This window comes from Pedobacter sp. SG908 (assembly GCF_011759615.1).
Lineage (GTDB): Bacteria > Bacteroidota > Bacteroidia > Sphingobacteriales > Sphingobacteriaceae > Pedobacter > Pedobacter riviphilus.
Genome location: NZ_JAAOYY010000002.1, coordinates 526,067 through 537,769, shown reverse-complemented (window position 1 = coordinate 537,769; position 11,703 = coordinate 526,067). Strand labels below are relative to the sequence as shown.

14 protein-coding genes are annotated in these 11,703 nt (G+C 38.7%); 3 read left to right on the top strand and 11 right to left on the bottom strand.

What is annotated here, in order from left to right; all coding sequences use genetic code 11:
- Positions 1-20: 20 nt before the first annotated feature.
- Positions 21-680 carry an MgtC/SapB family protein gene (locus tag FHT21_RS17295; protein ID WP_167296009.1) on the top strand — a complete coding sequence of 220 codons (660 nt, stop codon included), beginning with the start codon at positions 21-23 and terminating at the stop codon, positions 678-680.
- Here the strand turns inward: FHT21_RS17295 and FHT21_RS17290 are convergent.
- Complete coding sequence (locus tag FHT21_RS17290) at positions 661-1,152, bottom strand: RDD family protein (protein ID WP_167296008.1); 492 nt, start codon at positions 1,150-1,152, stop codon at positions 661-663. The two genes, FHT21_RS17295 and FHT21_RS17290, sit on opposite strands and share 20 nt — an antisense overlap.
- Before the next feature lie 113 nt (positions 1,153-1,265).
- Here FHT21_RS17290 and FHT21_RS17285 point away from each other — a divergent pair, with 113 nt between their 5' ends.
- Both FHT21_RS17285 and FHT21_RS17280 read left to right on the top strand, forming a co-directional pair.
- Entirely contained in the window at positions 1,266-2,693 is a 1,428-nt protein-coding gene (locus FHT21_RS17285) for an L-serine ammonia-lyase (protein ID WP_167296007.1), read from the top strand.
- A 103-nt stretch (positions 2,694-2,796) separates the two neighbouring features.
- Positions 2,797-3,990: a C1 family peptidase gene (locus FHT21_RS17280; protein WP_167296006.1), complete on the top strand. Its 1,194-nt coding sequence runs from the start codon at positions 2,797-2,799 to the stop codon at positions 3,988-3,990.
- A gap of 283 nt (positions 3,991-4,273) precedes the next feature.
- On the opposite strand, the gene FHT21_RS17275 is transcribed toward FHT21_RS17280, so the two are convergent.
- From FHT21_RS17275 to FHT21_RS17230, 10 genes are all read right to left on the bottom strand, one after another.
- On the bottom strand, positions 4,274-5,185 hold the full coding sequence (locus FHT21_RS17275; RefSeq protein ID WP_167296005.1) for an AEC family transporter: 912 nt from the start codon (positions 5,183-5,185) through the stop codon (positions 4,274-4,276).
- Positions 5,186-5,256: 71 nt separating this feature from the next.
- On the bottom strand, positions 5,257-6,477 hold the full coding sequence (locus FHT21_RS17270; RefSeq protein WP_208398976.1) for a DEAD/DEAH box helicase: 1,221 nt from the start codon (positions 6,475-6,477) through the stop codon (positions 5,257-5,259).
- A 184-nt stretch (positions 6,478-6,661) separates the two neighbouring features.
- On the bottom strand, positions 6,662-7,114 hold the full coding sequence (locus tag FHT21_RS17265) for an Hsp20/alpha crystallin family protein (RefSeq protein WP_167296004.1): 453 nt from the start codon (positions 7,112-7,114) through the stop codon (positions 6,662-6,664).
- Between the two features lie 53 nt (positions 7,115-7,167).
- Complete coding sequence (locus FHT21_RS17260) at positions 7,168-7,560, bottom strand: hypothetical protein (RefSeq protein ID WP_167296003.1); 393 nt, start codon at positions 7,558-7,560, stop codon at positions 7,168-7,170.
- A 4-nt stretch (positions 7,561-7,564) separates the two neighbouring features.
- A complete protein-coding gene (locus FHT21_RS17255; protein ID WP_167296002.1) occupies positions 7,565-7,804 on the bottom strand; it encodes a hypothetical protein in 240 nt (79 codons plus the stop codon).
- 5 nt (positions 7,805-7,809) lie between these two features.
- Positions 7,810-8,076, bottom strand: a complete 267-nt coding sequence (locus FHT21_RS17250) for a hypothetical protein (RefSeq protein ID WP_167296001.1) — start codon at positions 8,074-8,076, stop codon at positions 7,810-7,812.
- Between the two features lie 576 nt (positions 8,077-8,652).
- A complete protein-coding gene (locus FHT21_RS17245; RefSeq protein ID WP_208398975.1) occupies positions 8,653-9,006 on the bottom strand; it encodes a hypothetical protein in 354 nt (117 codons plus the stop codon).
- Between the two features lie 10 nt (positions 9,007-9,016).
- Entirely contained in the window at positions 9,017-9,568 is a 552-nt protein-coding gene (locus tag FHT21_RS17240; RefSeq protein ID WP_167296000.1) for an RNA polymerase sigma factor, read from the bottom strand.
- A gap of 122 nt (positions 9,569-9,690) precedes the next feature.
- Positions 9,691-10,617, bottom strand: coding sequence for a 2-dehydropantoate 2-reductase (locus FHT21_RS17235; protein ID WP_167295999.1), 927 nt, complete (start codon positions 10,615-10,617; stop codon positions 9,691-9,693).
- A gap of 24 nt (positions 10,618-10,641) precedes the next feature.
- Positions 10,642-11,580 carry a PD40 domain-containing protein gene (locus tag FHT21_RS17230; RefSeq protein WP_167295998.1) on the bottom strand — a complete coding sequence of 313 codons (939 nt, stop codon included), beginning with the start codon at positions 11,578-11,580 and terminating at the stop codon, positions 10,642-10,644.
- Positions 11,581-11,703: the final 123 nt, after the last annotated feature.

Sequence of the window (11,703 nt, the reverse complement as noted above, 5' to 3'; positions counted from 1 at the left end):
GCCTTTAATAACTCAAGGCAATGAACGAGATTTTAGATAAAACCCATTTCATTACACAAAGTGAAATCAACAAGTTTCTATTGGCTACCCTACTTTGCGGTATAATTGGAGCCGAACGCGAATACAGAAGTAAATCTGCCGGGCTCAAAACCATGATGATGATTGGTTTGGGCGCGACCTTATTTACCATACTGTCCATCAATATCGGGGCCACCAGTCAGGACCGCATCGCATCGAACATTGTAACCGGCATTGGTTTTTTAGGGGCGGGTGTAATTTTTAAGGAAGAAAACCGCGTTAAGGGCCTCACCACGGCCTGTATCATCTGGATTGTTGCAGCCATTGGTATGGCGGTAGGCGCTGGCTATTACGAACAGGCCATTGGTGTTACCATTGTGGTAATGCTGGCTTTGATTATCTTCCCTTTTTTAGAAGAAATTGGCGACCGTCGTTTTACTAAGCGGGTTTACCGCATTGTTAAAAGACAGCATACGCATGGCAACTTAGAAAGCTACGAAGATGTTTTTCGCGAAAGTAAACTCAAACCCCAACGCGGGAAGCACCAATTGGCAGGCAATATTATTACCGGAAACTGGACGGCAACGGGCACGCCAAAAAATCATCAGAAATTTGTAGACCGTATGCTTAAAGATAATGATATTATAGAGTTTGATTTTTAACCGAATCAAATAGATCTATCCTTTGGCTTTGTAAGTCCTGTTTTTTCTCGTCAATCACTATCGTGTCCGACCAGCGATCGTGCCAGGGATCACAAGGATTACTCAGGGCGCTAATTGCATTAAAAGGGATCACGCGGATCATATTTCGCGTAAATGCTTTTTGAAAATCAATCTCGCTACCATCTAAGTTTACGGCTTTTGTTCCCGTAATGAGTTTCCCGATTGATTTTCCATGTGAAACAGCTTCTATTAAACACATAATAAAGCCATAACAAACCATTGCAATCAATCGGTCTAAAAGATCATTAATCCCATCTAAAACTCCAGGAAGTAAAATTCCTACACAGATGTAAATACCAAAAAGAATAATGTAAAAGACAATTAAGTCGATGATATAATTGGCAAATCTTTTACCTGAGCTGGCGCGACAGTAGTTTAAATCAATTTCTTGATAGTTGTTGTTAAAGTCCATGTTTTGGAGCGTTTGGATTAGATTTTTCTAAGGTAAAATATTTTTGTCACCAGCGAAAATTAATTTATCCAAAATCATAAAACAATCATAGCTTTGTGTAACTATTATTCATAATGATCAAGGAACAGATTTCGGTTTTCGATATTTTTAAAATAGGCATAGGTCCATCCAGCTCACATACCTTAGGTCCATGGCGGGCAGCACAACAGTTTACTGCTTCGCTTGCTCAAAACAATTTGATTGATGAAATTGAAGGCATCAAGATATTGCTTTATGGTTCGCTTGCCAAAACAGGTAAAGGCCATGGAACAGATGTGGCTATTCTACTCGGGTTAACAGGAGCTGATCCGGTAACTTTTGATGTAGATGCCGTTACCCCTACTTTTGAAAGCATCCAAAGAGATAAGAAGTTAAATCTTGCCGATCAATTAATTCTTGATTTCGATTACGATAACGACCTGCTTTTTCTTTTTGCTGAAAGTTTACCCTTCCATCCAAACGCGGTTACTTTTCAGGCATTTTTAAAAGATGGAAAAGCTTTTTCAGAAACATACTATTCTATTGGTGGTGGTTTTGTGGTAAAAGAAGGCGAAGACAATAGCAAAAAAGCCCAGGTAGACCTCCCTTTTCCTGTAGAAAAAGCAAAAGATCTTTTACACTGGTGTTTATCTACCGGTTTAAAGGTGAGCGAAATCGTGATGGAAAACGAACTGGCTTGGCGCGCTGAAGCAGAGACAAAAAAAGGCATTTTGCAACATTTCGCCGTAATGCGCGATTGTATTTATCGCGGATGCCATACCACGGGTTTTTTACCTGGTGGCTTAAATGTAGCCAGACGGGCATTCCCGCTAAATAAACGATTAATTGGTAATAATGAATATTCTGATTATAACAGCTGGGTAGCAGCCATTAGAAAAGGCGGAAACGGCTTTAATTATACTTTAGACTGGGTAAGCTGTTTCGCGCTAGCGGTTAATGAAGAAAATGCATCTTTTGGTCGTGTGGTAACTGCCCCTACTAATGGTGCTGCTGGGGTAATTCCAGCCGTATTACAATATTTTATTACCTTTTGTGATGGTTATAGCGAAGAAAAAATCATCCAGTTTATTGCCTGTGCTTCAGAAATAGGCAGTATTTTCAAAAAAGGGGCAACAATATCAGCTGCCATGGGCGGATGTCAGGCCGAAATTGGTGTTTCCTCAGCCATGGCTGCTGCAGCTTTAACAGAGTGCTTAGGCGGCTCGCAAAGGCAGGTTTTAATGGCTGCAGAAATTGCAATGGAGCATCACTTAGGCTTAACCTGCGATCCGATTGGGGGTTTGGTGCAGATTCCTTGTATCGAAAGGAACACTATGGGTGCCATTAAAGCCATCACGGCCAGCCAGCTGGCATTACAAAGCAATCCTGATAAGGCAAAAGTAAGTTTAGATGCGGTGGTAAATACCATGTGGGAAACCGCCCTTGATATGAATGCCAAATACAAAGAAACATCTGATGGAGGATTGGCAACCAATATTCCGATCAGTTTACCAGAATGTTAATTCAACATTGTTGCAATAAAATGATCGATTTATTACAAACTTTCTGGTGACAAATCAACAAGTATTTTTACATTCGCTGACTTTATTAATTATTCATAAAAAAATGATCAACTACACAAAAATCAGTGTGATTGGTTTGGCTTTGTCGTTATCTATATCGGCGACTTATGCGCAAGACAATCTCGTTAATTCTTTAAAAAACAACCAAAGCGAAAACAGTGCTGCTTCTTTTAAATTCACTGAAGTGATTAACCTGGCCAATACCCCGGTTCAAAACCAAGGATCTTCAGGTACTTGCTGGAGCTATTCTACCAACTCATTTTTAGAATCAGAAATGATTAAAGCGGGTAAACAACCCGTAACCTTATCTCAGCTTTTTTCGGCCCGTAATGCTTATGTAGAAAAAGGTAAAAATTACGTGCGTATGCATGGTGCGGTTTCATTAGGCGATGGCGGTGCTTTGCACGATGTAATCAACATGTACAGAAAATACGGTGCGGTTCCGCAGGAGGTATATACCGGATTAAATTATGGCACTAAAATTAATAAAACTGCAGAGCTTGGCGATATCGAAAAAGGTGTTTTAGAAGCTGTTGTAAAGAATGCGAATGGCGAGTTAACTCCAAATTGGTTAAAAGCTTATACTGGTGTAATTGATGCTTATTTAGGTGCTGTACCAGAAAACTTCACCTATAATGGCAAAAAATACACACCAAAAACTTTCGCTCAGGAAGTGGTGGGTTTAAATGCCGATAACTATGTAGAACTTTCATCGTTCAACGATCACCCTTTCTACAGCAAATTTACTTTATTAGTGCCTGATAACTGGTCTTTCGATCAGGTTTATAACGTAAAAGTAAACGAGTTAACAGACATTATCGATAACGCCTTAAAAGGTGGTTATACTGTTGCGTGGGCTACAGATGTCAGCGAAAAAAACTTCAGCTGGAAAAATGGTGTCGCTTTTGTTCCGCAAACACCATTTGCTGATATGACAGCAAAACAAAAAGCAGATATGTTTAACGGCCCACAGCCAGAGATGGAAATTACACAGGAAAACCGTCAGCTTGCATTCGATAACTATCAAACTACTGACGATCATGGTATGCACATTGTTGGTTTAGCTAAAGATCAGACAGGTAAAGAATATTATATCGTTAAAAACTCCTGGGGAGCAAGTAACGATTATAAAGGATATTTATACGTAACCAAAAACTACGTAAAATATAAAACAACGGCAATTTTATTAAACAAAGCAGGTATTCCATCTGCAATTGCTAAAAAATTAGCTTTGTAATTAAAACTAAATTATCCAGGGAGCCGCAGAAGAAATTTTGCGGCTTTTTTGTTGGATTTGAACTGCAAAGGGCCTAGAGCAGCTAGTATAACCTATAGTCGTCACCCTGAATTTATTTCAGGGCCTCTCTAGCAAAAAGATGCTGAAACGAGTTCAGCATGACGATCGCATCAAGAAATTCGGTTAAAAATTGGTCACTATGAATAAATGTTAATCGAACTTAAGCGCATAAGCTCCCGCTGCGTTCTCTTTGCATACTTTGCGGTTAAAAAACCGAGATAAATTAAACCAGCCCTGAATAAGTCAGCACCAACCACCATAAACCCGTGGTGATAAAACACAATAAAATTCCGATTCCAATTACCAAATTAGAAAGCTTCGGATTAAGGTTATACTGATCGGCTACCACACCAGCGGTTAACAAGGTTGGCATGGCCATTTCGAAAATGGTTATTTTGGTAATTATTCCACTCATGCCTAAAACAAGTGCCACAACCAAAATTACCGAGGGCGCTAAAATCAGTTTATACAATAAAGCAAAACTGATGTGTTTCAATTCATTAAACCACCCACCAAACTTTAGCTGTAAACCAATCGAAAACAATGCCAGTGGGCCAACCGTAGCTGCTAGTTTCTCAAATAATGGATCTAATGAAGAAATATCAATAAAACGAGGGAGGGTTAGCGCCAAAAAACAACCAATAAGCGGCGGAAAGGTCACTACTTTTTTTAAGACTAATTTCGGGCTTAACTTTTGATTTTGCGACGAGCGGATGGCTACAATGACACCAATGGTAGATAAAAGCATAAAGGTTACCTGATCGCAGATAATGGCTATTGCCAGTTCCTTTTCGCTAAAATAAGCCACAATTAATGGAAAACCTACAAATGACGTATTGCTTAAAGAACTGGTTAGTTTTAACCCACCAGATGTGGCCTTGCTTATATTCCGGATACGGCTATATAGGGTAATAAATAACCAACCAAATAGCCACACGCAAATTGGTGCCAGTACCGGGAGCAGTAAATCTTTAGTCCAGATAATGTGTGGTAGATATTTAAATGAAACTGCAGGTAGCGCAATATAAATAATCCAGGCATTAATACCTTTATGCGCATCTTTGGGTAGCGATTTGCTTTTTCTGAAAAGAATGCCCGCTAAAATGCATAAACCTATAATAATGAAGTTTGCCATTGAGTATTAGCGCAAAGATAATTTATAAAAGAAAAACGCCAATAAGAAATGTACTTATGGCGTTTTAAATATTATACAGAAGGTTTTGGTTTTTTCTTTTTGTGCCAAACCTTTTTTTTGCCCTTATGTTGAGGCCGCTTTTCCTCTACATGTGTAATTTCTATTGCAGCTATGCTTTCTGGCAGAGGCATGCGGGGAACTTGCTTCTCGATTAATTTTTCGATGTTATCGAACTTACGCTTATCTCTTCCGTTAACCAAGGTAATCGCCGTTCCTTTGGTTGCGGCTCTTGCAGTACGCCCAATGCGGTGTACATAATCGGCCGGATCACCAGGAACATCATAATTGATTACCAAGTCGATCCCTTCTACATCGATACCGCGAGATAACACATCTGTTCCGATTAAAATTGGCAACCTACGATTTTTGAAAGCCAGTAAAATATCTTCACGCTCTTTCTGTCCCAAATCGGAGTGAAAAGCTTCGGCTTTAATGCCCAATCCTTTAAAGGTTTTGTATAAAGCTTTTACTTTTTCTTTGGTCGAAACGAAAATGATACTGCTTTTGTATTGTCCGCTTTTAAAAATATCGGTTAATAAGGCCTGTTTCTGCTGGTCGTGGATGTTATAGGCCTGTTGATCGATCCCCTCAGCAGGTTTAGCAATTGAAATGGTAATCTGCTTCGGTTCGTGCAAAATCTTACCCGCCATGGTTCTTATTTTCGGTGCCATTGTAGCCGAAAATAAAAGCGTTTGCCTTTTCTTTGGCAGGTAGCTAATAATTCGGATAATGTCGTCGTAAAAGCCCATATCCAACATTCTATCTGCTTCATCTAAAATTAAATGCTGCAAATGTTCCAGTTTTAACACCCCTGAAGATAAATGTGCCATTAATCTGCCCGGAGTGGCAATAATAATATCTACGCCTTCGCGCATAGAACGTTTTTGCTGTTCGTAAGCGATACCATCTCCCCCACCGTAAACCGCTAAAGAACTGATATTGGTAAAATAAGCCAAAGCTTCTACCTGTAAATCTATCTGTTGTGCAAGCTCGCGTGTTGGAGCCAGAATCAAGGTATTATTGTGCCTATCGGCAGCTTTGCTAATTTTATCCATTACGGGCAAAAGGTAGCTGGCCGTTTTCCCTGTACCAGTTTGAGCGCAGGCAATCAGATCATGATTATCTAAAATTACCGGGATGGCTTGTTCTTGTATTGGAGTAGCGCTTTTATACCCCATGGCCATTAAGCCTTCGTATAAATCGGGGTTAAAATTAAAGTCGTTAAAATTCAATCTATTGTGTTTATGTCTTTTAGCAAAAGTACCTTAAAATACCGCTAATAGCAAACCACATTTAATATCCGCTTGCTTAATTATTCGAAAAGCAATATTGGATGATCCTTTTCTCTCGCAATAAAACAAAATAGCCCCAACTGCTTTAAAACAATCGGGGCTTGGAAATTATAATAGACGAAACTTAGTCTACCAGAATATCTTTCTCTGGTGTATTCGTTTCAGGGTTTTTAGGTAAGTAAACTTTTAAAATTCCATCAGCATAACTGGCCGAAATATTTTCTACTAAAACTTTTCCGTTTAAGCCAAAAGCCCTTTCGAAAGTACCATTGCTGTACTCTCTACGGCTATACTTTTTAGCCGAATCTGCTTCTTCTTTAGCTTGGTAGGAAATGGTTAACACATCATCTTTGGTAACCACCTTTAAATTCTCTTTAACCAAGGCTGGTGCAAAAAGTTCAATAATAAAGCTCGTTTCTGTTTCTTCTATGTTAACAGGTACTTTTCTAAAGGCCTGATTAAACATATTGTGTTTGTAATGACCGAAAGGTCCACCAAAGGGCCTTCCAAATCTTCCTTCTCCTGCGCCGAAGCGACTATGCATCTTGCCCGAATGGCATCTATGTTCGTTGTACATCTTGTTTAATTTAATTGTTATTTATTCTGTTAATTTATTGGCTAAAGCCAATTTTAGCTGTAGGCCACCTGCTCCGTTTTAGGAATACCCAATAGCTGTGTAATAATATTTGCATAGGGGTACGATGGCGGGAAAACGGCATAATCAAATTTTAAACCCCTTATCTGAACCAAAATATCATCGATAAATTTCATAGGCTCAAGTAGCGCACTGATCAATCCCGATTTAGGTTTTTCTTCTTCGTCAATCGCCTTTTTACCTTGAAAAATATTCAGTTCCTGATTGTAGGCTTTAAAGTCTGCGCCAATTTGTTCTATAGGGGCTTTAAATTCATCCGAACTAAAAAAAGTTACCTTCTCCCCACGGGTAATCAGTTCGTTTGCCATACCCAAAATCGGACTAACATCGGCCTGAGATGGATCGCTTAAAAAAAGTACCTGTGACATCGCGCTATTTATTTACTTTGTTTACACTATCAATAAGGTCAATCTCAATCTTGTTATCATCAGTTTTGGCGCTATGGTGACTGTAGCTATGGTTTCTATGATGTTCTTGCTGGCAATCATCACGATAGTGCCTGTTTTTAAAATCTAACCGATCGCGGTATCCATTCTGAACGGCAAGTACATTTAAGCTGTAAAAAGTCCCTGCGGCAACAGCCAATGCCAATAATATTCTAAATGCTCTCATAGCTGTTAATAATTTACGTTAATGTTGTTAACCGTTCCAGTGCTTTCTACGTTTGGCCTGTACCATTGGTTATCGATCGGTACAATTGGATTGTAATGATTCTCGAAACCATTAAAGCGGTTATAGAAATAATGGCGTCGTCTTCCGATAAAAATCCTGAACATTAAACCGATCAGCATGATGGCCAATATAAATTTGAACACAAACGGTATGAAGAAAGCGATTGCACCAAGTACAATCCCGAATCCTATGGTTTTTAATATCTTTTTCATCTTTTTATATATGTTTTTATTTGTGATGAAGCGATCATGATTTCTCCCGTTATTTTGGGTTTTGAAAATCATGATGGTTTCATCTTTTTATAATTTTAAAGTATTGTAATCAATTCATCTTAAATAAGTTGAACTACTAATACTGTTGTTTTTGTTATTTATATAGGAAGACGGGGCAACTTTATTTTTACTTTAAATTATTTTGATTTTTTTTCTTAGGATTTATCATCCCGCATTATGTCAATCCTGAGCGGAGTCGAAGGATCTTTTTAATAAATTTCGGAGGTGCGTAATTTCTAGGGATAATTACTTCATAAAAATCAATATGATGCCTGATTTTTATGCAAATGTTAGGCTATCAGGAATCGTCATTCCTAACTCGATTGGGAACCACGTAGTGCTCATGAATGTCTTTGAAAAAAGGAAGACTTATGAATAATCGTAATGCAAGCGCTTTAAGATTCCCGCCTGCGCGGGAAAGACGACCACTCTATTAAAAATCTGTTAATGATATCGATACCTCATTCAGAATGACAGTAAAACAAAAAAGCCCCGAATTTAATCGAGGCTTCCAAATTATTCCTTATTGCGATGGTGGCCCCATCCGCCACATCTCTGTTTATATTCTTCCTTAAATTTTGCCCGCTCCTCTTCGTTCATCGAATCCCATTTAGCGCGCATTCCCCGGGCACGTTCACGAAAACCATTATGCCCACCGTGGCCACCTTTATTAAAGTTCCCAAAAAGCAACCTGCACAGCACAAGTAAACCGAGGGCTTGCCAATAATTAAGTTTGCCTGCATGTGCCACCTCAGGTAAAATCCAATTCCATAAAAACATAACCACATAACCCAATACCGCTGCAATAAGCACCGCTACGGGTAAAAAGAAAATAAATTTCTTGCGCCGATTAAAATTTCTATTCATCATGTCTGCAAATTTAATAGTTAATAAATTCCTGATATAAATTTTGTAAACGGTTACGCAGGTGTTTTACTGCATAACCCTTTCTTGATATTAATGTTTTGATATTCTCTCCGCTTTCATCAGCCAGTTCCTGAAAAGTGCGTTCTTCCAGCTCGTTCTGAACAAACACATAACGCTGATTCTCCGGCAGTTCTTCCAGTGCCAGAAACAGTTGATCCCAGAATAGTTTTTTTAAACTCTCTTCTTCTGGCGAGTAAGCCTCGGCAAGTAAAATTTCTTTAAAATTAATTTCGCCATCTTCCCCCTCGAAAGTGAAATCTTCTAACGATTCTTCTTTTTGTTTACGATATTTATCGGTGATCTTATTTCTGGCCACCCGATATAGCCAACCACTAATCTGCTCAATGGCACCCACTTCAGGCTGGTTGCTAAGCTGAAACCAAACATCCTGTAAAATATCTTCTGCATCCTCATCCGTATTCACCCTTCCACGGATGAAACTGAATAAGCGCTTGCCATAATTGGCAACCGTTGAAATGATATTTTGAGGTTCGTTTGTTGGCACTAAATTTTGCTTAATAACCCAGTAAACGGATGAAACTCAATATTACTTTAAATTTTCCTTGTTTTTTTCAGAAAATCGATATTTTCAATCAAAATAGACTGATCTTTAAACACTTATACCGATCATTTTTTAAGTAATCCTTCATACAGCTTTTGATAAGTAGGTGCAGCCGTACCAAGTTTTTCTGCTTCGCGTACAATGTAGCCTGTTAACGACTCGACTTCTGTTTGCTGTTTCTGATTGAGATAATCGCGGTGCATGGATGAGGTAACCTCGTAGGCCATCGATTTCATCGTATTTAGTGTTTTGCCCGAAATGTCATCGCTAATGGTTACACCTTTAGCCAGGGCAAGGTTTTTCACTTCTTCAATTAATTTCAGAACAGTTTCAATATTTTCTTCCAATACCTTTCCGATGGTACAATCGAAATAAGACGTGGAAGTAGCCGTAGGGGAAATAAATATAAACTTTTCCCAGATGGCGGTAGAGATTTTATCCGAAACCGTTACATCGATTCCTGCATCAAACATTAAATTTTTCAGGTGTAAAACCGCTTCGCTAAGTGGCCCATCCGTACCAAAAGATAGCTTTTGGATGTTACCAGAATTTTCGATTATACCAGGCGATTTAATTTTGGAAACAATAAATGCACAGCCTTTTAAAACATTTGCCTGGGGCAGGATTTCTAAAATTTCTTCAGTCGCGCTAACACCGTTTAAAAGGGGCAACAATATCGTGCTATGGCTGATTAAGGGTTTTAATTTTTCGAGGGTTTGTTTTAAATCGTAACTTTTCGTGCAGATTATAATATAATCGGCCTCGCCAATCTTACTATAATCATCGGTAGCCAGATATGGCTTAGTTACAAAACTTTCGTTTCCTTTTATTACAGTTAAACCCTTATTTTGGATCTCATTTAAATGTTCGCCACGGGCAACAAAAACAATTTCTAAGTCATTTCCGTTGGCATATTGCTTAGACAGTAAGCCTCCGAAATACCCTCCTACACCACCAATTCCTACAATAACAATTCTCGTTTTATTTAGCATGTTAATCTAAATACAATAAACAGGTTATTTCAATGCACCCGTTGGGTTGTTTCCTTTATCCACTACCGTTTTAATATTCCCTTCTAAATCAGAAACATATATTTTGCTTTGCGTAAAGGGTTTTTCGGCTCCGCTATAAAAAATCCGATCATCGGCAGTAAGAAAAACATAAGGAACATCCATACCTTTTGGCGAAATACGCGTTACTTTTTTACTGACCAGATCTAAAACATAAACTGCTTCGCTCGGTCCTGTTAATCCATCTAAAATATCGGTATTCCCTGCATTAAAAATCAGTTTCGCTCCATCTTTTGTATAAAAGAAGCGGTTGCTACTTGCAATGGAAAATTCTTTCCCGATCAAATCGGCTATCAATTTGGTATCGATTAACTTTCCGGCAAGGTCAAAAGTATAAAGCTTGGTAAGATCCTGTCCGATGATTTCCTTTTCATTTTTCCAGGTTGGGGCATAAACATTTATTTTAGATGCACTATCGAGCATTACGTAGCCCGAATTATCAGTTTTAATAACACCTATCTTCCATAGGTTTTTACTATTAAAAATATTGAAAGCGATCGCTCCTCCATCAGCCGACCACATGGCCTGATAATAGTCATTGCTACTTACCTGCAATTTACCCTGGCTTTTGTTTTCCATATCGGCAATCCAAATAGATCTGTTCCCTGCAGAATCGCTCAGGGTATATGCCAGTTTATTTCCATCAGGAGAAATAGCCGGATCGGTAGCACCGCCGAACGAAATCTGTTTCATGGTATCAATACTCGTGGCTACAATTTTATCTCCATCCTGATAAGCTAACGCGAAATTTTTATTGCTTAAAGAAATAGTGTCTAAAACGGCTTTGTTCCTGTTATTCTGGTCTGATTTATTATTTCCACAAGAAGCGATTAACGTGGCGCAAGGGATTAGGATAGAAACTATTGAGGTGCTGATTTTCGTCATGTGCAATTTTAAAAATAGTTTTTGTTTTTGTTATTCCAGAGACCGTGGGGAAGCTATATTTTACTTAATACATACATTGTGCTTGTCGATTCTATCCTTTGGCGCGGTTTGTTTCCTCGCGAA